At 67.8% G+C, this 24,286-nt stretch carries 25 protein-coding genes; 13 read left to right on the forward strand and 12 right to left on the reverse strand.

The genetic code is table 11. The features are described from left to right. Positions 1-124: 124 nt before the first annotated feature. The 7 genes from AB5J53_RS20905 to rsmI form a co-directional block, all read right to left on the reverse strand. Entirely contained in the window at positions 125-904 is a 780-nt protein-coding gene (locus tag AB5J53_RS20905) for an MHYT domain-containing protein (RefSeq protein WP_369247181.1), read from the reverse strand. A gap of 285 nt (positions 905-1,189) precedes the next feature. After that, entirely contained in the window at positions 1,190-2,083 is an 894-nt protein-coding gene (locus tag AB5J53_RS20910) for a 4-(cytidine 5'-diphospho)-2-C-methyl-D-erythritol kinase (RefSeq protein ID WP_369247182.1), read from the reverse strand. Then, positions 2,084-2,950: a 16S rRNA (adenine(1518)-N(6)/adenine(1519)-N(6))-dimethyltransferase RsmA gene (rsmA, locus tag AB5J53_RS20915; RefSeq protein WP_369247183.1), complete on the reverse strand. Its 867-nt coding sequence runs from the start codon at positions 2,948-2,950 to the stop codon at positions 2,084-2,086. A 206-nt stretch (positions 2,951-3,156) separates the two neighbouring features. After that, on the reverse strand, positions 3,157-4,443 hold the full coding sequence (locus tag AB5J53_RS20920) for a ubiquitin-like domain-containing protein (RefSeq protein ID WP_369247184.1): 1,287 nt from the start codon (positions 4,441-4,443) through the stop codon (positions 3,157-3,159). A gap of 267 nt (positions 4,444-4,710) precedes the next feature. Then, a complete protein-coding gene (locus AB5J53_RS20925) occupies positions 4,711-5,580 on the reverse strand; it encodes a TatD family hydrolase (RefSeq protein ID WP_369247185.1) in 870 nt (289 codons plus the stop codon). A 95-nt stretch (positions 5,581-5,675) separates the two neighbouring features. Then, positions 5,676-6,095 carry a hypothetical protein gene (locus AB5J53_RS20930; RefSeq protein ID WP_369247186.1) on the reverse strand — a complete coding sequence of 140 codons (420 nt, stop codon included), beginning with the start codon at positions 6,093-6,095 and terminating at the stop codon, positions 5,676-5,678. A 198-nt stretch (positions 6,096-6,293) separates the two neighbouring features. Then, the gene (rsmI, locus tag AB5J53_RS20935) at positions 6,294-7,151 is read right to left on the reverse strand and encodes a 16S rRNA (cytidine(1402)-2'-O)-methyltransferase (protein ID WP_369247187.1); all 858 of its coding nucleotides are present in this window, start codon (positions 7,149-7,151) and stop codon (positions 6,294-6,296) included. Between the two features lie 62 nt (positions 7,152-7,213). Between rsmI and AB5J53_RS20940 the strand changes: the two genes are divergently transcribed. The 3 genes from AB5J53_RS20940 to AB5J53_RS20950 all read left to right on the forward strand — a co-directional run bounded on the left by AB5J53_RS20940 (position 7,214) and on the right by AB5J53_RS20950 (position 11,686). Beyond that, entirely contained in the window at positions 7,214-8,956 is a 1,743-nt protein-coding gene (locus tag AB5J53_RS20940; RefSeq protein ID WP_369247188.1) for a dolichyl-phosphate-mannose--protein mannosyltransferase, read from the forward strand. Between the two features lie 416 nt (positions 8,957-9,372). Continuing rightward, positions 9,373-10,707 carry a pentapeptide repeat-containing protein gene (locus tag AB5J53_RS20945; RefSeq protein WP_369247189.1) on the forward strand — a complete coding sequence of 445 codons (1,335 nt, stop codon included), beginning with the start codon at positions 9,373-9,375 and terminating at the stop codon, positions 10,705-10,707. Positions 10,708-11,164: 457 nt separating this feature from the next. Next, a complete protein-coding gene (locus tag AB5J53_RS20950) occupies positions 11,165-11,686 on the forward strand; it encodes a hypothetical protein (protein WP_369247190.1) in 522 nt (173 codons plus the stop codon). Positions 11,687-12,224: 538 nt separating this feature from the next. Here the strand turns inward: AB5J53_RS20950 and AB5J53_RS20955 are convergent. From AB5J53_RS20955 to AB5J53_RS20970, 4 genes are all read right to left on the reverse strand, one after another. After that, positions 12,225-13,388 (reverse strand): hypothetical protein, encoded by a 1,164-nt coding sequence (locus AB5J53_RS20955; protein ID WP_369247191.1) that lies wholly within the window; start codon positions 13,386-13,388, stop codon positions 12,225-12,227. 39 nt (positions 13,389-13,427) lie between these two features. Further along, positions 13,428-14,297: an SUMF1/EgtB/PvdO family nonheme iron enzyme gene (locus AB5J53_RS20960; RefSeq protein WP_369247192.1), complete on the reverse strand. Its 870-nt coding sequence runs from the start codon at positions 14,295-14,297 to the stop codon at positions 13,428-13,430. A 111-nt stretch (positions 14,298-14,408) separates the two neighbouring features. Further along, positions 14,409-15,194: an aminotransferase class IV family protein gene (locus AB5J53_RS20965; protein ID WP_369247193.1), complete on the reverse strand. Its 786-nt coding sequence runs from the start codon at positions 15,192-15,194 to the stop codon at positions 14,409-14,411. A gap of 153 nt (positions 15,195-15,347) precedes the next feature. Further along, complete coding sequence (locus tag AB5J53_RS20970; protein WP_369247194.1) at positions 15,348-15,731, reverse strand: GntR family transcriptional regulator; 384 nt, start codon at positions 15,729-15,731, stop codon at positions 15,348-15,350. A 488-nt stretch (positions 15,732-16,219) separates the two neighbouring features. Between AB5J53_RS20970 and AB5J53_RS20975 the strand changes: the two genes are divergently transcribed. The 8 genes from AB5J53_RS20975 to AB5J53_RS21010 all read left to right on the forward strand — a co-directional run bounded on the left by AB5J53_RS20975 (position 16,220) and on the right by AB5J53_RS21010 (position 21,488). Then, positions 16,220-16,486 (forward strand): DUF6284 family protein, encoded by a 267-nt coding sequence (locus AB5J53_RS20975; protein ID WP_369247195.1) that lies wholly within the window; start codon positions 16,220-16,222, stop codon positions 16,484-16,486. Next, positions 16,483-17,337, forward strand: coding sequence for a protein spdB (locus AB5J53_RS20980; protein WP_369247196.1), 855 nt, complete (start codon positions 16,483-16,485; stop codon positions 17,335-17,337). Before AB5J53_RS20975 ends, AB5J53_RS20980 begins: the two co-directional genes overlap by 4 nt. Further along, positions 17,337-17,720: an RRQRL motif-containing zinc-binding protein gene (locus tag AB5J53_RS20985; protein WP_369247197.1), complete on the forward strand. Its 384-nt coding sequence runs from the start codon at positions 17,337-17,339 to the stop codon at positions 17,718-17,720. Before AB5J53_RS20980 ends, AB5J53_RS20985 begins: the two co-directional genes overlap by 1 nt. Positions 17,721-17,749: 29 nt before the next feature. Beyond that, positions 17,750-17,968: a hypothetical protein gene (locus AB5J53_RS20990; protein WP_369247198.1), complete on the forward strand. Its 219-nt coding sequence runs from the start codon at positions 17,750-17,752 to the stop codon at positions 17,966-17,968. Between the two features lie 14 nt (positions 17,969-17,982). Further along, on the forward strand, positions 17,983-18,300 hold the full coding sequence (locus AB5J53_RS20995; RefSeq protein WP_369247199.1) for a hypothetical protein: 318 nt from the start codon (positions 17,983-17,985) through the stop codon (positions 18,298-18,300). 2 nt (positions 18,301-18,302) lie between these two features. Next, positions 18,303-18,602, forward strand: a complete 300-nt coding sequence (locus tag AB5J53_RS21000; RefSeq protein ID WP_369247200.1) for a hypothetical protein — start codon at positions 18,303-18,305, stop codon at positions 18,600-18,602. A 94-nt stretch (positions 18,603-18,696) separates the two neighbouring features. Next, positions 18,697-20,814 (forward strand): FtsK/SpoIIIE domain-containing protein, encoded by a 2,118-nt coding sequence (locus AB5J53_RS21005; protein WP_369247201.1) that lies wholly within the window; start codon positions 18,697-18,699, stop codon positions 20,812-20,814. 203 nt (positions 20,815-21,017) lie between these two features. Further along, complete coding sequence (locus AB5J53_RS21010) at positions 21,018-21,488, forward strand: hypothetical protein (protein ID WP_369247202.1); 471 nt, start codon at positions 21,018-21,020, stop codon at positions 21,486-21,488. Positions 21,489-21,872: 384 nt separating this feature from the next. Here AB5J53_RS21010 and AB5J53_RS21015 read toward each other — a convergent pair whose 3' ends face one another. Further along, positions 21,873-22,484, reverse strand: coding sequence for a hypothetical protein (locus tag AB5J53_RS21015; protein WP_369247203.1), 612 nt, complete (start codon positions 22,482-22,484; stop codon positions 21,873-21,875). A gap of 237 nt (positions 22,485-22,721) precedes the next feature. Here AB5J53_RS21015 and AB5J53_RS21020 point away from each other — a divergent pair, with 237 nt between their 5' ends. Continuing rightward, complete coding sequence (locus tag AB5J53_RS21020) at positions 22,722-23,450, forward strand: DNA methylase (protein ID WP_369247204.1); 729 nt, start codon at positions 22,722-22,724, stop codon at positions 23,448-23,450. Then, on the forward strand, positions 23,447-24,286 hold the full coding sequence (locus tag AB5J53_RS21025) for a bifunctional DNA primase/polymerase (RefSeq protein WP_369247205.1): 840 nt from the start codon (positions 23,447-23,449) through the stop codon (positions 24,284-24,286). Before AB5J53_RS21020 ends, AB5J53_RS21025 begins: the two co-directional genes overlap by 4 nt.

Raw genomic sequence — 24,286 nt, forward strand, 5'->3', positions numbered from 1 at the left:
CTCGTTCAGGGAGGGAGTTTCCAGGGGGAGGGTGTACAGGCGGCACGGACGGCCGTGACGGAGGCCATGAGGCCGTGCTGGGAAGCGAACGCACGTGGAGGCGGCCTCGGGAGAGTCGTACGACTCAGGCCGTGGAGAGCTCGACCTGGCGGAGCAGTTCGGCGGCGGCCGCCGACTCGTGCCGCTTCCCGGTCGGGGACAGCGCGACGTACGCGGAGGTCAGGAAGAGGAACGAGCCGAGCACCACGGCGAGGGGGAAGATGAACTCGGTGGCCGTGGCCCCGGACAGCGTCGCGCTGCTGGGCGCGAGGCTGATGCTCACGGCGTACATGCCGGTGTAGTGCATGCTGCTGACCGCGAGCCCCATGACGAGCGCGGCGGCGGTGGCGAGGACGGGTCCGCGCACGATGAGGGTGAGCGTGAGCGCGGCGGTCGCGGCGACGACGGCGATGATGACCGAGGCGATGACGAGGGTGGGGTCGTAGCCGACCTCACCGTGCAGGTTGAGCGCGGCCATGCCGGTGTAGTGCATGGCGGCGACGCCGACGCCGGTGCCGAGTCCGCCGAGCAGCACGGCCCGTACGGGGGAACGCCCGAACCCGGCGGTGAAGACGCCCGCGCCGACGACGGCGATCGACATCAGCAGGCTGAGCACGGTCAGCGGGACGTCGTAGCGGATGGGCGTCCCGTCGACCGAGAAGCCCATCATGGCGACGAAGTGCATGGTCCAGATGCCGGACCCGATGGCGATGGAGGCCAGCAGCAGCCAGTTCCGTTTCGAGGCGCCGTCGGCCTCAAGTGCCCTGACCGTGCACCGCAGTCCGAGCGCCGAACCGACGCAGGCCATCGCGTAGGACAGGACGGGAGTGACCCATCCGGCGCTGAAATGGTCCATGTGTCCCATGGGGAAACCCCTCTCGCCGTCGCGCGGGCACGGCCGCGCACACGGAAGTACCGCCGGTAACAAGAGACCGGGGACGGCCGATCATGCCAGCACCTCCTGAGGAGCAGACGGCGCGAAAGGGACCATGGGGGGCGATAGATGAGAATTAAATTACCGTGACGTAGGTAACACTCCATCCGCATATTTATGCAGGTCAGGTATACGTCAGGGCCCATCGGCAACCGGACATCCGGGCGTCGCGTCTCCCGCACCCGTACGTCGGCGATCACGACCGTACGTCGGAGATCAGAGCACGGTCGCGCCCGGCGCCGGGCTCTGGGTGACTCGTACGGAACGGCAGGTGCCCGAGGCGAGCAGGGCCTCGGCGACCGTCTTCGCGGATTCGGCGCCCGACGCGAGGAAGGCCGTGGTCGGGCCCGAACCGGAGACCAGCGCGGCGAGGGCACCGGCCGCGCGGCCCGCGGCGAGGGTGTCGGCGAGGGCCGGGAAGAGGGAGAGGGCGGCGGGCTGAAGGTCGTTGGAGACGGCGGCCGCGAGAGCGTCGGCGTCCCCCTTCTTCAACGCGTCGAACAACTCCTGCGAGGCGACCGGCTCAGGGATCCGCACGCCCTCGTTCATCCGGTCGAACTCCCGGAAGACGGCCGGGGTCGACAGCCCCCGCTCGGCCATCGCGAAGACCCAGTGGAAGGTCCCGCCGACCTCCAGCGCCCGCAGCTGCTCGCCCCGCCCGACGCCGAGCGCCGCCCCGCCCACCAGGCTGAACGGAACATCGCTGCCCAACTCGGCACAGATGTCGAGGAGTTCGCCGCGCGAGGCGTTCGTGCCCCACAGCGCGTCGCAGGCGAGGAGCGCACCGGCCCCGTCCGCGCTGCCGCCCGCCATACCGCCGGCGACGGGGATGTCCTTGGCGATGTGGATGTGCACGGCGGGGTCGAGGTCGTACCGCCGGGCGAGTTCGAGGGCCGCGCGGGCCGCCAGGTTCGTACGGTCCAGGGGCACTTGCGCGGCGTCCGGACCCACGCAGGTGATGCGCAGTTCCTCGGCGGGGGTCACGGTCACCTCGTCGTAGAGGCCGACCGCGAGGAAGACATTGGCCAGGTCGTGGAAGCCGTCGGGGCGGGCGCCGCCGACCGCGAGCTGGACATTGACCTTGGCAGGGACGCGTACCGTCACGCTCACTTACCGGGACTCCTTGTGCTCGGCGATACGCGCGAACTCCTCGACCGTCAGGGACTCCCCGCGGGCCTGCGGCGAGATCCCCGCGGCGACGAGCGCGGCCTCGGCGGCGGGCGCGGATCCGGCCCACCCGGCGAGGGCGGCGCGCAGCGTCTTGCGCCGCTGGGCGAAGGCGGCGTCGACCACGGCGAAGACCTCGCGCTTCGTGGCCGTGGTCTTGATCGGCTCGGTCCGGCGGACGAGCGACACGAGCCCGCTGTCCACGTTGGGCGCCGGCCAGAAGACATTGCGCCCGATGGAGCCGGCCCGCTTGACCTCGGCGTACCAGTTCGCCTTCACGGACGGGACGCCGTACACCTTCGAGCCGGGCGCGGCGGCGAGGCGGTCGGCGACCTCGGCCTGCACCATCACGAGCGTGCGCTCGATGGTCGGGAAGGTGTCGAGCATGTGCAGCAGGACGGGTACGGCGACGTTGTACGGGAGGTTGGCGACCAGCGCGGTCGGCGCGGGGCCGGGGAGTTCCTGTACATGCATCGCGTCGGAGTGCACGAGCGCGAAACGCTCCGAGCGCTGCGGCATGCGGGCCGCGATGGTCGACGGCAGGGCTCCGGCGAGCACGTCGTCGATCTCCACCGCGACGACCCTCTCGGCCACCTCCAGCAGGGCGAGTGTCAGCGAGCCGAGCCCTGGACCCACCTCGACGACCACGTCGTCGGGCCGTACGTCCGCGGTGCGCACGATGCGGCGCACCGTGTTCGCGTCGATCACAAAGTTCTGGCCGCGCTGCTTGGTGGGCCGCACGCCGAGGGCACCCGCGAGCTCGCGGACGTCGGCGGGGCCCAGGAGGGCGTCGGGGGTGGGGCTGGTCACGGAGCAAGGGTACGGGTGCGGGAGGCCGGGGGGTGTTTTCGCCCCCGGCCGCCCCGTGAGGGGCGCGGGGCTGTGACATATGCGGCTCCGCCGCGTGGGCGCGACGAGCCCCCACCCACCCGCACCCGAAAAACAACCCGGGGGGTCTGGGGGCGGCAGCCCCCAGAGGACGGGAATGGGTAGGGGCGGCGGGGGCGAAAAACGCCTTACCCCCGCAGCCGCCCCCCACAATGCGGCCAGGGACTGGCCCCCCGCCGCACATACAGCTTCTTCGCGCGGCGGGTCTGTTCGGCGGCGGACGCGTCCTGGGGACGGCCCGAGCCGCCGAGGGCGTGCCAGGTGCGGGTGTCGAACTGGTAGAGCCCGCCGTACGTGCCGGAGGGATCCACCGCCCCCGGCCGCCCACCGGACTCGCACGCCGCGAGCCCGGACCAGTTCAGATCGTCGGCCCCGTCGGCGGACGTCGGAGGCGGCTTCGTCCCGACCTTCACCAGCTGCGCCCGCGGCTCCCGCACCACCTCGGACTCGACCCGCCTCGGCTTCTGCTTGACCCCGTTGACCGTCCGAAGCGCATAGGTGACGCGCCGCGCCCCCGGCTGACCGGCACGCTCGACGACCTCCGTGCCCCTGAACAGCGAAGGGTCCTGAGTCCGCCGTACCTCGAACGGAATCGGCTCGTCGCGGACCTCCTTGCTCCCGGTGATCCGCATGACGGTGATCGTCTGCCCGTCGCGCGGGAAGCTCCCGGGCTCGACGGAGGTGGTGTCCTGCCCGTGCAGGGTGATCCCGGCCTCCTCGACGGCCTCCCGGACGCTCGCCGCGTTCGTACGGATCGTCCGCGCCCGCCCGTCCGCCATGATCGTCACCGTGCGTTCGGTGCGGACGTCCAGCGTGAGCCCGTCGCGCCCGATCCGCCGGGAGCGCGACGTCGAGAGGTACGCGCCCTCCGCACGCACCCCCAGCTGTCTGAGCGCCTCGTCCACGGTGTGCGCCGTCGTCCACACCTTGCGCCGGTGTCCGTCGAGGGTGAGGTGCACGGGACGCCCGTAATGAACCGCGACCTCGTCACCGCTGGCGAGCGTCGCGCCGGGCACCGGCGCGACGACGTCGTGCGCCCCGACCTCGACCCCCTCGTCGGCGAGGAGACCGCTGACGTCGTCCGCGAAGGTGTGCAGGGTGCGCGGCTTCCCGTCGACGCTGAGCTCGATCGCCTTGTCGTTGGCGACGAACGCGGAGGTGCCCCCGGCCAGGAACGCCACGACCAGCGCCTGCGGAAGCAGCCGCCGCAGGGGGTCGGGACGCTCGGTGGTGCGCTTGCGCCGTGCCGCGCGCCGGGCCTCGGCGCGACCGCCGGGCGCGGGCGCCCCGTCCGCCCGCCCCTGCCGAGGCAGCCGGGGTTCCGTCGACGCCTCCGGCTCGGCCACCCAGGCGGCCTCGTACGCGGGCCGATAGGTGTCCGGACGGCCGAGGCCGTACGACGGCTCGAAATACACGTACGACGTTCCCGTCGCACCACAAACACCAGCAACACCAGCGCTGTCGGCAACACCAGTGCTGCCTACGGCACCAGTGCCATAAGCGACACCAGTCGGTCCATACGTCTCGTACTGCGAGTTGCTCACGACGACACGCTCCAGAAGTCCGGATCAGGCGACCAGAACCTAGCGGAGTGGTCGTCACTCTCCCAAGCAACGCGGCTACGCTGTGTCGCGACACTCCCCTGAGGTGCGCCCCGGGAGAACCCCCGGAACCGTTATCCGTCAGTAATCGAACGCGCGCGCAGTGTTCGCGGAGATCGAGGTCGCCAGCGCGTCCTCGTCGATGCCCCGTACAGCTGCCATCGCGCGCACTGTGACCGGAATGAGATACGGAGCGTTAGGCCGTCCGCGGTACGGCGCGGGTGTCAGGAAGGGCGCGTCGGTCTCGACGAGGACGAGTTCGAGGGGCGCCACGGCGAGCGCGTCGCGCAGTGGCTGGGCGTTCTTGAAGGTCATGTTTCCGGCGAAGGACATGAAGTAGCCGGCGCGGGCGCAGACCTCGGCCATCGCGGCGTCGCCGGAGTAGCAGTGGAAGACGGTCCGCTCGGGGGCGCCCTCCTCCTTGAGGACGCGCAGCACGTCGGCGTGAGCGTCGCGGTCGTGGATGACCAGGGCCTTGCCGTGCCGTTTGGCGATCTCGATGTGGGCGCGGAAGGACCGTTCCTGCGCGGCCTTGCCCTCGGGCCCCGTACGGAAATAGTCGAGCCCGGTCTCGCCGACGCCCTTGACCTGAGGAAGGGCGGCGAGCCGGTCGATCTCCGCGAGCGCCTCGTCCAGCGCGGCGTCTGAGCCCGGCTGCCGCGCGCCCTGACGGGACCAGCCGTCGGGGTCGCCATGGACGATGCGGGGCGCTTCGTTCGGGTGCAGGGCGACGGTCGCGTGGACGGCGTCGTATTCCAAGGCCGTCCGCGCCGCCCAGCGCGAGCCGTTCACGTCGCAGCCGACCTGTACGACCGTCGTCACGCCGACCGACGCGGCCTTGGCGAGGCCCTCCTCGACCGTGCCGGACTGCATGTCGAGGTGGGTGTGCGAGTCGGCGACGGGCACCCGGAGGGGGTCCGGAAGCGGCGGGGCTTCTGCGGTGGAAGGCATGCCCCGATCCTACGAAGTCCGGGCATGCCCGACCTCACCTCGCGGGGAGCCAGGAGGTCGTCCCACCGGGCCGCCGGATCGGCCGACGCCGCAGATCAGCCCGCCTTGCGGTGGTGGAAGGGGTGCAGGAGATCGGAGAGGTGCCAGTGATGGGACTCACGGGGCTCGCGGGGCCCCCCGGCCGCCGTCTCGGGCGCGTCCACCCCGGGCTCGGGCTGCCGCGCGGGCGCCGGCCGCTGCAGGGAGTTGCGCGCCGAGGACACCTGTCCCGGACGCATGATGCGCACCACATGGCTGTCGCAGTTCAGGCAGGTGGGCCGGCTCAGCGGCGACGGCACGACGCGGCCGTCGGCCACGTACATGACGAACTCGTTGCCCTCGGCGTCGAGGTGATGCTCTATCTCGTACGACTGCTCCCAGCCGTGCCCGCAGCGCATGCAGGCGAAGGAATACGACTCGTTGACAACGGCGGTCGCCGCACCGCGGTGGCCGGTCTGCCCTGCGATCTCACTCATGCCAGCTCCTGCTGTCTGCTGGACAAGCGCCCCCGCGAACGAGGGCGAGGGACGGGTACGTCCCTTCAACCAGTGGACGCTTCTCCGGGCGCGAACGCATCAGGCCTGTCGACTATTGGAGTCGTTTTGGTCGTTCCTTGTCGGAAGGCTCTCGCCACCCGGCCTGGGCTTTGCCTTTCACGACAGTCCTTTGCCCTTCTATGGGGCGCTTCGCGCGGCATTCTTTGCCGCGACGACCGCATCGAAGACGTCGCGCTTGGGAATTCCCGCCTCCGCGGCGACGGCCGCGATCGCCTCCTTGCGCCGCTCCCCCGCCTCCTCGCGCACCTGCACCCTGCGCACCAGCTCGGCGGCGTCCAGCTCCTCGGCACCCTTCTCGGCGGCGCCCTCGACGACGACGGTGATCTCGCCGCGTACGCCCTCGGCGGCCCAGGCGGCCAGCTCGCCCAGCGGGCCCCGCTTGACCTCCTCGTACGTCTTCGTCAGCTCGCGGCAGACGGCGGCCCGCCGCTCGGTGCCGAACACCTCGGCCATCGCGGCGAGGGTGTCGTCGAGCCGGTGGGGCGCCTCGAAGTAGACGAGGGTGCGCCGCTCGTCGGCGACCTCGCGCAGCCGCGACAGGCGCTCGCCCGCCTTCCTGGGCAGGAAGCCCTCGAAGCAGAAGCGGTCGACGGGCAGCCCGGACAGTGCGAGCGCGGTGAGCACGGCGGACGGGCCGGGTACGGCGGTGACCTTGATGTCCTTCTCGACGGCGGCCGCGACCAGCCGGTACCCGGGGTCGGACACGGACGGCATCCCCGCGTCGGTCACCAGCAGCACCCGCGCCCCGCCGGCCAGCGCCTCGACGAGCTCCGGCGTACGGGCCGCCTCATTGCCCTCGAAGTACGACACGACGCGCCCGGCGGGCTGCACGCCGAGCGCCTGGGTGAGCCGCCGCAGCCGCCGGGTGTCCTCGGCGGCGACGACATCGGCCCCGGCCAGTTCCGCGGCGAGCCGTGGCGGCGCGTCCGAGATGTCGCCGATGGGGGTGCCTGCCAACACAAGGGTTCCTGTCACGGTTCCATCCTCGCAGGGCCCAGGCACGGGACTCCCACAGACGTGTTCCCTACGATGGCGCGGTGACCAGTACCGCGTCCTCCACGGACACCCGGCAGGGCCAGGCCGCCGAAGAGCAGCGGCCGTCGTGGCAGCAGCGGCTGCGCCGCTTCGGATACACGGCGCCGCCCAGAAGCGATGTCCGCGACCGGCTCGTGCCGCCGTACGCCGAGCCCAGCCCGCGCATCTGGGCCACGATCGGGCTGCGCCACGAGGTCGCCGAGCGCATCACGCGCTGGTCGGGCTGGGGCGGCCCGCTCCTGGTGACGCTGCTCGCCGGGCTGCTGCGGTTCTGGAACCTGGGCAGCCCGAAGGCGGTGATATTCGACGAGACGTACTACGCCAAGGACGCCTGGGCGCTCATCCACCGCGGATACGAGGTCAACTGGGCGAAGGACGCCAACGACCTGATCCTGCAGGGCAACGGGCATGTGCGGATCCCGAGCGACGCCGCCTATGTGGTGCACCCGCCGGTCGGCAAGTACGTCATCGGGCTCGGCGAGTGGATGTTCGGGTTCAACCCGTTCGGCTGGCGGTTCATGACGGCGCTGCTCGGCACGCTGTCGGTGCTGCTGCTGTGCCGGATCGGGCGCCGGCTGTTCCGCTCGACGTTCCTCGGCTGCCTCGCGGGCGCGCTGATGGCGGTGGACGGCCTGCACTTCGTGATGAGCCGCACCTCGCTGCTCGACGGTGTGCTGATGTTCTTCGTGCTCGCGGCATTCGGCTGCCTGGTCGTCGACCGCGACAAGGCACGGGCCAGGCTGGCGGCGGCGCTGCCCGCGGACGCGGACGGAGTCGTGCGCCCCGACGCGCACACCGCCGAGACGACCCGCATGGGCTGGCGCCCCTGGCGCTGGGGGGCCGGCCTGATGCTGGGCCTGGCCATCGGCACCAAGTGGAACGGCCTCTACATCCTGGCCGTGTTCTGTGTGATGGCGGTCCTGTGGGACGTCGGCTCGCGCCGGGTCGCGGGCGCGCGACGGCCGTACCTGGCGGTGCTCAAGCACGACCTGGGCTGGGCGTTCCTGGCTACGGTCCCCGTCGCGATCTTCACCTACATCCTCTCGTGGACGGGCTGGATCCTCTCGGCCACCAACGGCCACGGCGGCTACTTCCGCAACTGGGCGGCGACCGACGGCAAGAACAGCAACTGGTCCTGGCTGTTCCCCGACTGGTGGCGCAGTCTGTGGCACTACGAGCACGAGGTGTTCGAGTTCCACACCCACCTGACGTCCCCGCACACCTACCAGTCGAACCCGTGGAGCTGGCTCGTCCTGGGCCGCCCGGTCTCGTACTTCTACGAGTCCCCGCTGCCCGGCAAGGACGGCTGCCCCGCCGACGCGGGCGACAAGTGCGCCCGGGAGGTGCTGGCGCTCGGCACTCCCCTCCTGTGGTGGGCGGCCTGCTTCGCGATCGCCTACGTGCTCTGGCGCTGGGCGTTCCGCCGCGACTGGCGAGCGGGCGCCATCGCCGGCGGCATCGCGGCCGGCTACCTCCCCTGGTTCATGTACCAGGAGCGCACGATCTTCTTCTTCTACGCCGTCGTCTTCCTCCCGTTCCTCTGCCTGGCCGTCGCCATGATGATCGGCGCGATCCTCGGCCCACCCGGCGCGGGCGAACGCCGCCGCGTCATCGGCGCGGCGGGCGCGGGCGTCCTGGTCCTGCTGATCGCGTGGAACTTCATCTATTTCTGGCCGCTGTACACGGGCACCGCGATCCCGATCGACCAGTGGCGGTCGCGGATGTGGCTGGACACCTGGGTCTAGCTGGGCAGTTATACGGCGATGGCGCGGCAGACTGCCGCGCCATCGCCGTTGTTAGTGGTCGTTGTTGGCTGTCGTTGGTCGCCCTCGTACGGCCCGGAGACGGCCCAGTTCGGGTGACGTGGCAGCTTTACAGTCCCCCCTTGAAGCCACGCCACTTGGTCTTCCGACCTGCGTAGATACCTGTGTGGACCAAGTCAGATCTCTCGGTCGTCCACGTGTCGTCCATGGCACCTCATATCCCGGCACCTCCACTAGGCGCCCGGCTGCTGGCTCACGGCGCCTTCTGCGGCCGGCTCAGCGGTCAGCGCTTGCACGAGTGCTCCGAGGATTCCGCCCGCTTCTCCTGGCTCAGGCCGGCATCTACCAACAGGCGCTCGGCCGCTAGGTAGCGCGAAAGCCCCTCTACAGTCACTGCCATGGTGGACAAGCGGCCCGGGTGGCGGGGACGGCAGCGGGGGTTGCAACTGTGGCCGGTAGGGCTCGTACTGGCGTTGGCCTTCGTGGCTGCGCTCATCGTGTCGGGCGGAGTGTTCTGGATCTTGGTGCAGCTCTTGGGCGTCCACGATCTGAAGAGTGAGACCCGACTGACGTCCCAGACTCTGTTCGATCTGGTGAAACTTTCCTTCGGCGTGGTCGCCGGCTCGGGCGCGCTCGTTGCTCTGGTAGTCGCCTACCGGCGACAGCGCGTCGATGAGGACGGGGCGCTGCGCGAGGCCACGCGCCTGCATACGGAACGGTTCACCACCGCAGTCTCACAGCTCGGAGAGCCTTCAGCCGCCGTCCGCCTCGGCGGGATCCACGCCCTGTCCGGACTCGCCGACGACGCCCCCACTAAGGAGCTTCGCCAGACCTGCATCGACGTCCTGTGCGCCTACCTCCGACTGCCCTACACGCCCTCCCCCAACGCCACCGACCAGGACTCCCGCCACAACTACCTCGCACTGCGCGAAGTCCGCCACACAGCCATCCGACTCATCCGCGATCACCTACGCCTGGATGCCAAGCATCCACATTCCTGGCAAGGGCATGATTTTGACTTCACCAATGCCGTCTTCGACGGTGGCGACTGGTCCGAAGCACAGTTCTCCGGCGGTCGTGTCAGTTTCAACGACGCGATATTCTCCGGCGGCCACGTCACCTTCTACAACGCGCAGTTCTCTGGCGGCAAGGTATTCTTCCACGGAGCGAAATTCTCTGGCGATATGGTCTTCTTCAACTGCGCGCAGTTCTCCGGCGGAATAGTCAGCTTCGACGACGCGCAGTTCTCCGGTGGCCAGGTTTTGTTCAGCAGCGCACAGTTCTCCGCCGGCATAGTTAACTTCACCCGTGCACAGTTCTCCGGCAGTGAGGTTTTCTTCAACGACGGACAGTTCTCCGGCAGCCGGGTCTTCTTCCACAACGCCCAGCTCTCCGGCGGCGAGGTCTTCTTCCACAACGCGCAATTCTCCGGCAGCGCGGTCATCTTCCACGACGCGCAATTCTCCGGAGTCCAGGTGTCCTTCAATGACGCGCAATTCTCCGCCGGCCAGGTAGCCTTCACCGGCGCGGAGTTCTCCGGCGGCCAAGTCGACTTCCAGGACGCGCAGTTCTCCGGCGGCGCGGTCACCTTCAACGAGGCACAATTGACCGGCGGGCAGGTTGACCTGCGACGCGTATCGGGGAATGCTCCTGAAGGCTTGGTGCCGGGAGGTGGAATGCCGCTTCCGACAGGCCTCCTGCTGCCTGAGAGGTGGTATCGGCCAGCCCTGTAATGAGGCACTGTCAGGTGAAGCCACCACCGTGTCCTGGCGATGAAGCCCCGGTCCGGTAGAGAGAAACACCCCATCTTGCCTGACGGCCACCCCTGGGGGAAACGCGTATGGACAGGGGGCTCTGACCTGGGGTTTCACTGTTGGCGGCTATGACTCGGCTGTCAATGTCGGTCGTCGTCGGTCGGCGTCGGGCGCCCTCGCACGGCCCAGAGACGGCCCAGCGGCCCTCACGGTGCACGCGTATGGCGTGATCGGTTACGGCCACACACGCACCGAAGGGCATCGAGCCGCAAGGGGTAGATGAGACCCGAGTAAAGAAATTACCTGAGGTAACGGCGCATTGTCGCGCGCCTTACGCTCCCGCGTGCACCCGTTCCACATCTCCGACATCTAGCAGAGACCCCTCGGTCGACCTTAGGTTCGCTCACGCCGGCACGCGAAACAAGGAAGAGCGAAATTGAGCGACAATTCAAACGACGCCAGCCCTCCATCGCCGCAAGATTCGGGCGCCAATAAGACGGCGATAATCGCCGTGGTCGGAATAGCTCTGGCAGCGATCCCTATTGCTTGGGCTGTAATTTCATGGCTCGGGGACGAGACTACCAGCAGCAGCTACATAGATAAGGCGGATCAGGCCTGCGCGCAGCACCAACCCGCTCTGGACGCCCTAGGCCCGGAGCCAAACGGCATGGACCCGCAGGTGTACACTGCATATTTGAAGCGGCGAGGCGAAATAATACGCGCGGCGCTCAAGGATTGGGGAGCGGTCAAGGCGCCCTCGCAGATACAGGGCGAGATAAACGACGCCTACTTCACGGCCGATTCCGCCGCGAAGGAATGGGAAACAGCCGTACATTGGGGCTCGCTAGGGGATACAGACAGGTCGAATCACTACCTGGACGAATCGAGCCGCTATGCCACAGAGGCAATCCGTAAGGCTCGCTCGACCGGTCTGCAGGTCTGCCCCTTGGGCTTCTAGCTGAGCAAAAAGAGGGCGGCGGAGCGGCTTTGCGCTGGAGCTGCTTTGGCGCGAGTGATCATGGCCCCGTAAGCTTCCGGCGTCGGGCAGTCTGTGGACCTGCCCGGTAAAGCACGACGTTGGGGCCATGATCTTCGAGGCTCGCGCCAAAGTGGCTAAAGCCGTAGAGCCGACCGGCCTCAGCCCCAGAGGGTGTCTCCCGCTTCTTGCCCCCAGCTCGCCAGCGCGCCGCCTGGCGCGGCCAGCCAGGGCGAAGACAGGAGGCAGGCCGCGCCGCAGAGGCGGCGCGCGCCCGCGCCGTGCGCGGGCCTTGATGCAGTAGGGCAAGTGCCACCGCACTGCGACCGCAACGGCTTTCAAGAGCGTCAAGTGTGCAGCACATACGCCCTGGTCAGCGACTGTTTGGGCTCCCGTAATAGGCCTCCTGGCCCACACATGGCCCATAGCGGGGAGAATTTGTGATCACCACGGCGTCACCCTCGCATCTGCCGACCCGGGCCAGCGACGTCCGACGCTTCCCTTTCAGGGGACAAGCAAGTCACTTCCAGCTCATCGTCTTACCCAAGGTGTCATTGACACGCGCGGCTACGTCCTTTTGGGCTGCGGCAAGCGACAGGACTCCCGCAATAATCAGCGACCACCTCAGGCTCTCCACCGCAGCTCCTTGAGACGCTACGGCTGGAATCATCGGCAATAGAAGACCAGCGGAAATTAACATGCTAGGTGGAAGAATCCATATCGCGAAGCGTCGCAATCGATCGGAACGACTGACTTGGGCGGGAGCATTTTCCAATAGGGCGGCGGTGTCGCCGACAGCAAGGGCTTTAACACCGGCCATCATGGATTCAAGAATTGCGTCCACATCTTCGGGTCGCGAAACTTTCGCAAGCGCAGATTTATGAAGTCGGAAGGCCTCGGCCATTCGCCGAGACTCATCGCGAATCAGGGCCTTCTGATGCGATTCAAGCAGGCCTGACACCTTTGAAGGATAGCCGATTACTTCAACTTTCCTTGCGGCCTTTTCGATCCCAACCAGGCAATTCCTTAACGTGTCGAATCTCTGAATCCTGTCTCTTGATTCATGAACCAGGCAAGCAGCCTCAACCCATTTAACTAGAGCTGCATCGTAGCGCTTTACCCCAACGACTTCCTGTGTTACATACGCCGCAGCTGTGACTACGGCAAAGATGGAGAGGAGCCCCAGAGGCGCCACCGCAAGGCCGCCCGAAAAGGATCCGAGCAGCACCCATACAAGCCTCTGATCAGTTACACTCCGCTGCATGAAGTACACGGTCACAGAGACCGTGACCAATGCTGCGCCTGCTGCAAATCGAAATAATCCCGTCTGAAAAGCTAGGCGCCAAACACGGTCAGAGAATTCCGCAATTAGCAGCACTAAAAGGATCGCAGCTACAGTAAAAAGGAGCACCCCTAAAAGGGCACGCCCAATTGAGAACACTGTAAATAGGTAACCCCATCCGGTGAGCAAAAAAAGCCCGAGTGCGGGGAGATACAACGCACTGGAAATCACCGATGAGCGAAGGTCGAAATAACACCACCTCACCGCTGAGGCGATGAATCTTTCTCGAATCTTGAGCTCAGAGAAATCTTCACCTCCAGGTAACGAGTCAAACTTTACAACGACCTCTCGGAGCATTTTTCGTGCAGCTTTGAGGGATTCTCTTCTCTCATCCTCGAACAATAGAATCGCTCCCTCGCGTCTCACCTCCCACCATTCACGTCACCTATTCATTTGCTCGGGAGTAGCGACACAACGGAAGCCAGTATCATCGTCACGCATCGTCTCGTTTGCGTCGTTAGGGATTGCCGGAGATCCACGGAACAGGGGGCTCGTGAAGGCACTGCCGCGAAGTTCATAACGCCCCGGATTGGTCGCCGTTGCGAGCCACTCCCATACGTTCCCCACCATGTCGTAGACCCCGTACGGCGAAACGCCGCTGTGATAGCGAGAGACGGACGTTGTATGCTCCACGCCGGTCTCTCGGACATTGCACTTTGCGGCCGTCTTCTGGTCCCCCCATGGGAACGTGCGTCCGGAGGTACCGCGCGCCGCCTTCTCCCACTGTTCGGCCGTCGGCAGCGACTTCCCGGCCCAGGTCGCGTACGCCTGCGCGTCCCGCCAAGTCACGTGCACGACAGGGTGGTCGTACAGATCCCGCGGACATCGACCGTTCTCCCAGTGCTCAGGGCCCGGCCGCCGGGTCGCCGCGCAGAACCGCGCGTAGTCAGCGTTCGTCGTCGGGAACGTGTCTATGTGGAATTCGTCCACCCACACGGGGTCGTCCCCCTCGCCCGACAGGAAGATTCCTTCCGGGATGTGCGCCATGAGCTTCCCGTCTCCGGGGTGCTTCAAGTACTCACCGCTGCTCGACTGATCTCCATCCGGCTCGATCACAGCTTGGGTGGGAATGTCATCCGCCGCGAGGATGCCGACGAAGCGGCCCTGAGCATCCTGGTCGGCCTTGGCGAGCAGGGTGTCCAAAGCAGCCTGGTTCACCATGCGAAGGGAGGCGTATTCGCCGTCCGCCTCCCAGCGGGAGACGATCCGATCGGATACCCCCAGCTTCTCGGCGAACTCCATGAGGCTCATGCGTACGGCTTCACGCAGCGCCTTAACTTCACGTCCGGTCCATTTCGTAACGAGTGGCATGAGCTACCTCTGTCGTGAATCGCCGCCCCTGTGAGGGGTGGCGGCACGCGTCTACAGACGATCGCCGGGGATGCCGGCGTAGGCGTCACGCAGTGCGGCGAGGACGGGGTGGTCCTGCGAGAACTGCACGTCGTCGAGCGCGCTGACAGAACGCACGCCGATCGTCGTGTTCGTGGCGAACGCAGCGGCCATGTTCGGGACGTCTGAGAGCCGTACCGGGGCGGTGATCTGCTTCGGAGCATCGAGGCTCTGGAGCAAGAGCATCGTCGTGCCGGGGAGCACTGGGGCATCCGGCCAAATGACCGTCCCGTCCTGGTCAACGAATCCCAGGTTCCAAGTGCCTCCCTCAGAGATCCGGCCGTCCGGCTCGACGAACACGGCGTCGTCGAACCCCGCGAGTTGAGCGTCACGGCGAATCCGGAGCTGCGGGTGGAGACCGATGTGCTTCACCTCTGCGTTGTCGCGGGTGAAGGTGAAGGTCTTGGCGGTGAGGGGCGGCGGCGACAAGGCGCCCGCGGGCCGCAGGTTCACAAGAATGTGCGGATCTTTGGCGTCGCTGGGGCGTCCCATGTCGAGCGCGGGATCGAAGACAGTGACACGGAGGCCGGCAACCCCGGTCACGCCGTCGGCCGCCTTGCGGATGTAGTTGAGCGTCCGCTCTCGGTCCAACTCGACACCGAAGACGATGCGGCAGTCCCGCACCAAGCGGTCCAGATGGAGGGACAGCCCCCGGATGGTGCCGTCCTCCATCCGCATGGACGTGAAGTGCCCATAGTTCGTGAGGGCGAGGCATTGAAGGTCGTCGAGGGTGGCGGGTTTTCCGTTCAGTTCAGCCATGCGGCCAGTCTTGCAGCCGCTGACGACCCGCCAACACCCCGTTAGGCAGCCAAAGTTCGGATTAGTTCGGTGCAGGGGCAGCGGGAGTACGTACTCACGGTGCGCCCGTCGGGACACGCTACGTGTATGACGACGAACGCACCGCGAGAGACGCTAGGCGCCGGGCTTCCCCTCGGTGGGGCCCACAGCCGCCTCAAGCTGCTTGATGCGCTCGACAAGCCCAGCAAGTTCGGCCGAGACTCGCGCGACCTGAGCTTGCAGCTCCGTCAGGCGCAGGGCAGCCTCGCGGGGCGCTTGCTCGCCGGGTGCCGGGTCGCAGACGTACGTACCGCTCCCCGCGCGCCCTTCGACCAGCCCCTCTTCCTGGAGCTGCGTGTAGGCGTTCTGCACGGTCATCAAGGCCACGCCGAGCTTCTTGGCGTAGGCGCGGGCACCGGGAAGTCGATCTCCAGGGCCGAACGTCCCGGCAGCGATTTCGCCTCTGATTCTGGCTGCGATCTCGCGCGCGTTGGGCTTCCTCGTCGGCTGTGAGTTCACCCCGAAAGCGTACTTGACCTAGGTCGTTTGGAAGCCAGACGTGCTGACCTCTTGACGACCAGAAGTGACCTAGGTAGCTTTCTGAATAACGGCAAGCGACCTAGGTCGCTCAGCCAGAAGGCCCGTTGATCTGTGCTTATGGCGCCCGAAGGAAAGCCCGCAGGGGTGAGTACGAAGGAAGCGCTCGTTGGTTGAGAACTCAACAGTGTGTCTAGAACGGCGGGTACGAGTGCCCGCCCCCGCATCGGCCCGGGTGATGGCCGGACGGACTCACGGCTGCTTCTGAACCGCTGGGTCCGCTTTCTGGCTCGCAGCCCTTTCGCTGCGGCCGGCTGCCTCTCTCGCCCGTCCGGCTAGTGCTTCGCGCACAGGTCGTACGGACGGGAGCGCGGGGAGCCGGATCTACCGACTTCAACGGCGCGCGGCCCCGGTGCTGGAACACCGGGGCCGCTGTTCGGGCCGTTCCTGTCTGAGAGGAACACGACCCAATGAACCCCATCGTGACTGTTCAGGAAGCTGTTACCGCGTTCGCCGACTTCATGGAGCCGACGGCCGCGGAGCTGGACGCGATCGAACTGGAGATGCCCGCGATCCTCGCGGACGTCGACCTGATCGACGCACAGATCATCGCCCTCAACCACAAGCCCAACGAGCTGGACACGCGACGCGTGCGCCGGGCGTTCGGGCGGGTGTTGGCGGTCCGCCGCGAGCTCGCCAACCGCGCCGCCGACGACATGGCCGGTGGTGCGGCGTGAAGGCCAAGACCGTTCTGCCCGCCGTCGCGATGACGGCGGTGTCCATGGTCCTCACCCTGGCCGTGGTCATGATGTGGCTGGGCACGGCGATGCCGTGGCCCGTCGCCCTGGTCGTCGGTCTCGGCATCGACGGCGGATGGCTGGCCACACTCGCCTACGAACGCCGCCTCGCCGCACAGGGCGACCACAACCGCGCCGTCACCACCGTCGGATGGTGCTTCGGACTCCTCGCGGCCGGCGTCCTCGTGGCGCACGCACTCACCGCTGAAGAGTCCACCGGAGCATGGCTTGCCGTGGCCTGGCTGCCCATCGCAGCCAAGGCACTGTGGCTGGTGCACGGACTGTGGGAACGGACCGCGCTCACCCCGAACGCACTCGGAGCGATCCGAGGTATCCAGCAAGAGGCCCGCGACGAAGCGGCCGTGGCCCGCGCCCGCCTACGGGCCGAAGCCACCACCGAGGAGACCCGGTTGACGGCCGTGACGCAAGCCGGCGCCCGCGTCGCACGCGTCCAAGCAAAGACCGCGCAGAGCCTCTCCCGGGCCTGGTCCACGCTGGAAGCGGTCCGGGAGGGCGAGGACACCGGACGGGCGCTGAGCAGCGTGACGCACCGCGTCACACCCGACGTCGCACCCCGGTGGCAACTGCCTGTCTGGGGCCCCGTCGAGCCCGTGTCTGCGTTCTCTCTGGCGCCAGCGCTCACCGACGCGGAGCTCGACGCGCTGGTGGACGAGATCCGCAACAGCGAGGTTCCGGCCCTGTCGTACCGGGAGATGGCGACCCGCTTCCGGGCGGCCGGCCACTCCGCATCCGAGGTCCGCCTGCGGGCGGCGTGGAAGCGGGTTGCCTGATGTCCGCCGCGTGGGGCGAGTGCTTCGACCCGACGGGCGCCCGCTTCGGCGTGCCCACCTACCCGTGGAGCCTGGCACCGGACGGGCTCGCCACCCGCCGCCAGTTACGAGCGCGGGGCCTGCGTCCGGGGGGTCAGGACATAGCGGCGCAGTGCATGCGGATGAACCGCCGCACCGGTACGCCGCGCGTCGCCTACCTGTACCGCCTGGATCTCGCGAAGCCGGTGCGGCCGATGACGTCGCGGAAGTGGGGCGCACTCGCCCTCGCGATGCTCGCCCGCCGCACCTGCCCGACGTGCGGGATCACCTACAGCTACTGCATGCCCCGCTCCCTCGGCATGTGCGTGCTGTGCGCCCACCCCGACGACCAGCGCGCCACCTGAACTCTCCCACCACACCTTGGAGTTCCACTGTGACCAGCATCAACGCTGCTCCCCGCACCATCAGCTATGCGTGGCATGCCTGGGTGACCGTGCCCGGCCAGGGCCGCGCGTTCGCCCACGGCACCATCACCGTCCCGCTCGACTACTGCTGGAACCGCGTCCAGCGCGAGGTCGGCGCCTGGCTCGGTGAGCAGGGCACGACCGGCCGGCTCGCCGACATCAACCTCACCCTCGCCCCGCAGACCTGACGGAGGGATCGACCATGGCCAAGCCCGACACCCGCCGCCTGGACCGCGCGATCCGTGAGACGAACCGCAAGCTCGAAGCGGTCCGAGAACGTGAGATGTGGCCGCTCAGCGGTCCCGAGAGGCGGGCGATCGTCCGCGCCCTGGCCGCAGGCACGATCAAGGTCGCCCGGGGCAACAGCACCGCACGCGCCGACCGGAAGGTGGAGTCGGCGTGGAGTGCGGCCGAGACCCGGCTCATCGCGGAGATCACCGCGCTCCAGGTGGAACGGCAGCGGGTCGTGAACGAGGCCGCCGCCGCCAAGGCCGCCAAGAAGTCCTCAAGGTGGTGGTGAGCATGGACCGCCGCTGTCCCGCCGCCCACCCCGACGACCCCACGCCCTGCGTCGGACCGGTCGCGGTGACCGTGCTGGACGCCCTCAACGCCGGGGCCGACGGGTGCGAGCAGCACGCCGCCCGACTACTGGCCTCTCTCGACGGCGGACGCGTCTACGCCCTGCCCGATGCCCCGGCCGGCGCCGCCATCCGCACCTTCACCGCTGCCGACGGCACCCGCCCGTTCTGCTGGGTCGACGGCCCGCGCACCGGCCCGTCCCAGCTCAGCCGGGCGGAGAACCGCGCCCGGCACAGCCGCTGATCAGCGCAATCCCTCGCCCGCACCGCTGCCGGGCGGGGGTGGCCTCCCCTTCACCTTCACCCCGGACACGGGGCAGTCAGGAGTGTCTCCAACCATGAGCGAGAACGTCGTTCACCTGCACAAGAACACCGAACCGGCTCCCGAGCCGGCCACCGTGACCACACTGACCGTGGTCCCCGACCCGGCACCGACCGCGTCCGTGCCGCTGTGGGTGCGCTCGGGTCGGGCGGTCAAGACCGTGGTCACGCACGAGACCACCAAGACGACTGCTCGCGCGGTTGCCCGCCACACCCTCTACGTGGCCGGCGGCGCGAAGATCGCAGCCAAGCGGACGTGGGACGGACGGACCGCCTCCCGCTACGAGCGGATGTTCCGCGCTGCCGAAGCCGCGGGCAACCACGAGATGGCCACCGAGTGGGAGGAGCGAGGGCAGCACTTCCGCGAGGCCCGCCACCGCCGCCGCATGGACCTGCTGCACTCCCCGATCGACGCGGCCAAGGGCGTGGCGGTGAGCGCCGGTATGGGTGTCGGGTCGCTGGTCGCCCTCGGGATCGTCATGGCGATCGCGACGAAGGACGTCACGCAGGTCGTCACCCCGCTGATGGCCACGATCGACTTCATCAACCTGCTCATCACCATCGTCCAGGTGGTGTGGGGACCCGCCCTCGTGATCGGCCCGTTCCTCGCGCTGCTCGCCCTGTGGGCTATCGGCAGCAAGCAGCAGGCCGCACCGGCGTGGGCCCTGCCCGACAACGTTCGATCGAGCGAGGGCGAGCCGATCACACCGTCGATCGTGGTCAAGGCACTTCGTGATCTGGGAGTGCCCGCTCTGCGCAACGCGATCAAGGAGATGGGGGACGCCGGCGCGTCGATGCTCGGTCCGATCCGGATCGCCGGATGCGGCGTGGAAGTCGACGTCACGCTCCCGTCCGGGGTGTCCACAATCGAGGTGCAGAACCGGCGGCGGAAGCTTGCCGAGAACCTGACCCGGCACGAGCACGAGGTGTTCATCACCATCCCGCAGGCCGCTCGCACCGTTCGCCTGTGGGTCGCGGACTCGGGTGCGCTCGATGAGCCGATCGGCCCGTCTCCGCTGGTCACGGACGAATCGATGACCGCCGACTACGCCAAGGGCCGCGCCCCCTGGGGCCAGGACCTGCGTGGCGACGCGGCGGCCCTGTCCCTGTATCAGCGGCATCTCTTGATCACGGGTCTGTCGAACCAGGGCAAGACCGTCGCCCTGCGGTCCCTGGCGCTGTGGCTCGCCCTGGACAAGTCGGTCCAGTTCCTCATGGGTGACCTCAAGGGGATCGGTGACTGGGCCATGTTCGACGGCCTGGCCACCACGCTGATCCAGGGCCCGACGGATGAGCACGTGATCCAGGTGACCGAGATGGTCGAGGGAGCCGTGGGCGAGATGAACCGCCGTCTCCAGGCCCCGCCCGGAACGCAGTTCCCCGCGCTGATCGTGCTGGTCGATGAGGCGCAGGTCGCGTTCATGTGCCCGATCAAGGACGAAGAGGGCCGCTTCTACGGCGGATCCAAGGCAACCTCCCGGTACTTCATGGCCGTCCGGAAGATCCACAACCAGGGCCGTGCCGTGAACGTGCTGATGTGGCAGGGCACCCAGGACCCGACCGACCAGAACCTTCCCAAGCTGGTCCGCGAGGGCGCCCACACCCGCGCCTCCCTCGCCCTCGGCACCGAGTCGCAGGCCCGCATGGCGCTCGGGGACAAGGCAGTCGACGGCGGCGCCGCCCCGAACCTGCTGCGTCCAGGCCTGGATCAGGGAACGCTCGTGGTCGCGTCATCCGGGATCGACATCCCCAAGGGGCAGTCGTCCATCACGGTCCGCACGCACTACGTCGACGACGATGCAGCCGAAGCCATCCTCGACCGGGCCAAGGCCCTGCGGGACGGGGTCACCACCCTGACCGTCATCGAGCGGGGCAAGGAGCGGGACCCGCTCGCCGACATCGCCAACGTGGTCGGGGACGCGCCGCGAGTACGCACCAAGGACGTGCTCAAGCGGCTCGCCACGCTGAACGAGGACGCCTACGGCGGCTGGTCGTTCATCGACCTCAAGCGCGTCCTGGACGACACCGGCGCGGAGCCCTACAAGTCCGACGGCGTCATGGTCGTCAGCCGCGACCGCGTCATGCGAGCGCTCGCCAACCGCAACACGGACGGTTCCGCTTCCGCCGACGGATGACAGGAGCCGACCCCCGACGGGTCAGGGAGGCAGGGAGAACTCCCTACAAGCCTCCCTGACCCGCCTCCCTGGCCCTGAGCTGCACGAATGATCCATCAGGGAGTCAGGGAGGCACCCCAGGTCAACCCCCGAAAACCCCCTCCACAGCCACCACGCAAGGGGGTGGCTCCGCCTCCCTGACCGAGCGCCAGAAGGGATTCCGCATGTACCCCGAACACCCCACCACCAGACACCCCGTGACCGCAGTGGAAGTCCACCAGCCCATGCCCCTCGCCCCCACTGTGGCGGCGACGGCGCCGACCGTGGCCATGCAGCCGGGCACCGTTCCGGCCGTGGCGAGCATCGTCCTACCCGACGGGCGGATCGTCACCGGATACTCGCTCACACCCATGCAGCCCGACCCGGTCACCACGATCAAGCCGCCCGTCTCCCGCGCGGCAGTGAACATCGCGCTCGGAGGGATCGGGTTCCTCGCCGTATGCGGCGGGCTGATCCTGCTCACCTCGTTCATCGCGGCCCTGACCGCGCTGATCACCCAGCTCATCATCCTCGCTGCCGTGATCTTCGGTGGGTGGATCGCCGTGCAGGTGTTCAGCACACGCGGCCCCCGCGAGGGCGGGACCACGGTCAACATCCGCAAGGCCGTGATCAAGCGGAACAAGTTCTACGGCTGAACAGCCGCTACCGGTAGCCCAACTTCTCGTCCAGGACGCGCGGCCAGTCCGCGTCAGCCAGCCCCGCAGCCACGAGCAGGTCGCGCCAGGCCATCCGGGCCACATCAACCGCCGTGCGAAACCGGTCCAGGTCGCTTCGGCCATCAGGACCGCCGCAGCCAATAGCCGCTCCGGATTCGGCCGCCAACCTTCGAGTTCAACGGTAAGCGCCCGGAGGGCTCCCTCGATCCCCTTCACCGCGTCGGGCTCCGGGAAGTCGCGGCGAATCTTCTCGTGCAGGCGAGCGCTGATCGGATCCTCGGCCACCCAATCCGCCTTGCGTAAGCACCTGTTAAGGCGGCCCGCTTCCCGCCAAAGTTCCAGGCTAGTTCTCCAGCACTTTTTCTAGACGTCTCCGCATACCTTGACCGATTTGATCGGGAGAGCGTGCGAGACCCTTCCATTTATTTCGATCTCGCCGTCTTCATCTGCCGCAAATCTATCGTCTCGCGATAATTTGCCATCACTTCGCGTCCACCGAACGGAATCCCTGTCAGTGAACGAAAGCCAGTTCACGCCCAAAGTCTCCCCAGGTGTCAACTTTCGCCATGGGAATGCTTTTTCGAGGTCGACTCGCAAGAACTCCTGATTGAGAACTAGTTCGGAACAGGGCGGCAAAGACGTCAAAACGATATTAACCTCGCGCGTTGCGTCCACCCCGGCATCTTGCAAGGTGAACTGCAAGAACAAAGCCTGTACTGGATCCGGCGATCTGTTCATCAGGTGCAGATGCATGGGGGCGTCGCTTGGTCGGTCAAATTCGTCGTTTTGGTCGTACCAATAAGTGACGCGCAGGGCCTGGGCGCGCGCTGCTTGACTGGCCTCCTCTCTCGATTGCTGAAGCTGATCCTTTGATTGGCGAAGCTGATCTTGGGATGTTGCCGCACTGTAATAGGTGGCAATCGCTGTGAAAATGAGACCTCCGATAGCGGCAAGGGCAGCGATGACAGTTCCCACATGCACCCAAGGGATCTGGCGCCACCAATTCCTTCGACTGGTTCCCCGACTGGATTGCACTCGGTTCGGAGCGGGCCGTTGCCGCGCCAGATGGATTCGCGCACGCCTTTGCGAGTGAGCCATTGCTTTCCCCCCCACAGGCTCGATCTACCCCCAAGGGCGACCCCATGTCTCGCCAAAGATCCAGGGTCGCCCTTGCCCAACTGTCCGCAACAGACCTGTTGGAGGTCACCCAGCATGACGCAACCCAGCGACATCCGGCGAGAGCGCGGCGCAAGGCCGCGTGTGCTGGACGTCTTCTCGTGCGCCGGCGGAGCCGGTAGCGGCTACCAGCGCGCCGGGTTCGACGTGGACGGCTGCGACATCGCCGACCGCCCGAACTACCCCTTCCCTTACCACCGGGGCGACGCCCTCGCCTACCTCGCCCACCTCATCGCCACCGGCGAGATCCGCAGGTACACGCTCGTGCACGCCTCCCCGCCCTGTCAGGACAAGTGCACGCTGACCGTGGGCACCAACCAGTCCCAGGGATGGGGCGGGGACCACGTGGATCTGGTCGCGCCCACCCGAGCCCTGCTCGAACGGACCGACCTGCCGTACGTCATCGAGCAGCCCAACGGCCGCGCGAAGATCCGCAAAGACCTCACCCTGTGCGGCGAGATGTTCGGTCTCGGGGTCATCCGCCACCGCAACTTCGAGCTTGGTGCCTGGACCACTGCCCGGCCGGCGCACGTCCCGCACCGGGGCCGCGTACGCGGCTACCGACACGGACAGTTCTACAACGGCCCGTACGTCGCCGCGTACGGCAACGGCGGGGGCAAGCCGTCCGTCCAGGAGCTGCAAGCGGCGATGGGGATCACGTGGACGGACGTGCGCGAGGAACTGACCGAGGCCATCCCGCCCGCCTACACCGAGTTCATCGGCCGAGCCTTCCTCGCACAGACGGCGCTGCGGGTGGCGGCATGAGCGAGCACCTGCACACGGCCCTCCGACTCGCGGCCGACGCCCTGCCCGTCCTTCCGCTGCGCAAGGGAAAGGTGCCCTTCGGGAACTGCCCGGCCTGCGCCAAGAACGCCTGCGGTGGCCGCCCAAACATGAAGACCCCCGGCCCCTGCACCTGCCCGGCGCCCTGCCACGGCTGGGCCGCCGCCACTACCGACCCCCACGCCATCAACGCACCGACGTGGGCACGGGCCTGGAGCAACGCGGCGGCAGTGGCCTATCACCCCGGCGGCGCCGGCCTCACCGTCGTCGACCTCGACAGCGCGGAAGCCATCGCGTGGGCCCATGCGAGCCTGCCCGCCACCCGAATCGTGCGCACCACCAGAGGTGAGCACTGGCTCTACCAGGGCGTCATGCAGTCCGCCAACGCCGTACGGCCCGGCGTGGACGTCAAATCCACGATGGCCTACGCGCGGTGGCTCGGTCCCGGCACCGGCACCATGACGGCGCTGCCAGCGGTCGTGCGCGCGCTAGCCGTGAAGGAACCCTCCACGGTCCGGCCCGCGCCGCAGGCCATCACCGTGCCCGCACGGGCCGGGAACGGGGAGTGCCGCCACCGCACGCCCGCCTACCTGGACCGTGGCATCGCCATGGCCGAGCAGCGCATCACCGAGGCCTCCAGTGCGGTGCACGCCACCGTGTACCGGACGTTCCTCGCCGTGCTGTCCGTCCACGGTCGGTGTGGCTGCCTCACCGAGGCGCACATGGCGCGGTTGTTCACGGCCGCACAGGCCAAGGGCGAATCGGCCCGGCACTGCACCGACGCGTGGACCAACGCCCTGACCAGGTTGGGACTGTGA

The sequence above is a fragment of the Streptomyces sp. R41 genome (assembly GCF_041053055.1).
Lineage (GTDB): Bacteria > Actinomycetota > Actinomycetes > Streptomycetales > Streptomycetaceae > Streptomyces.

Excerpts from the sequence above, each read along its gene's own strand:
- AB5J53_RS21005 (WP_369247201.1), top strand. The coding sequence starts at position 18,697 with ATGAGCGAGAACGTCGTTCACCTGCACAAGAACACCGAACCGGCTCCC.
- AB5J53_RS20985 (WP_369247197.1), top strand. The coding sequence starts at position 17,337 with ATGTCCGCCGCGTGGGGCGAGTGCTTCGACCCGACGGGCGCCCGCTTC.
- AB5J53_RS20905 (WP_369247181.1), bottom strand. The coding sequence starts at position 904 with ATGGGACACATGGACCATTTCAGCGCCGGATGGGTCACTCCCGTCCTG.
- AB5J53_RS20995 (WP_369247199.1), top strand. The coding sequence starts at position 17,983 with ATGGCCAAGCCCGACACCCGCCGCCTGGACCGCGCGATCCGTGAGACG.
- AB5J53_RS21025 (WP_369247205.1), top strand. The coding sequence starts at position 23,447 with ATGAGCGAGCACCTGCACACGGCCCTCCGACTCGCGGCCGACGCCCTG.
- AB5J53_RS20945 (WP_369247189.1), top strand. The coding sequence starts at position 9,373 with ATGGTGGACAAGCGGCCCGGGTGGCGGGGACGGCAGCGGGGGTTGCAA.
- AB5J53_RS20925 (WP_369247185.1), bottom strand. The coding sequence starts at position 5,580 with ATGCCTTCCACCGCAGAAGCCCCGCCGCTTCCGGACCCCCTCCGGGTG.
- AB5J53_RS21020 (WP_369247204.1), top strand. The coding sequence starts at position 22,722 with ATGACGCAACCCAGCGACATCCGGCGAGAGCGCGGCGCAAGGCCGCGT.
- AB5J53_RS20965 (WP_369247193.1), bottom strand. The coding sequence starts at position 15,194 with ATGGCTGAACTGAACGGAAAACCCGCCACCCTCGACGACCTTCAATGC.
- AB5J53_RS20975 (WP_369247195.1), top strand. The coding sequence starts at position 16,220 with ATGAACCCCATCGTGACTGTTCAGGAAGCTGTTACCGCGTTCGCCGAC.
- AB5J53_RS20960 (WP_369247192.1), bottom strand. The coding sequence starts at position 14,297 with ATGAGCCTCATGGAGTTCGCCGAGAAGCTGGGGGTATCCGATCGGATC.
- AB5J53_RS21010 (WP_369247202.1), top strand. The coding sequence starts at position 21,018 with ATGTACCCCGAACACCCCACCACCAGACACCCCGTGACCGCAGTGGAA.
- AB5J53_RS20930 (WP_369247186.1), bottom strand. The coding sequence starts at position 6,095 with ATGAGTGAGATCGCAGGGCAGACCGGCCACCGCGGTGCGGCGACCGCC.
- AB5J53_RS21000 (WP_369247200.1), top strand. The coding sequence starts at position 18,303 with ATGGACCGCCGCTGTCCCGCCGCCCACCCCGACGACCCCACGCCCTGC.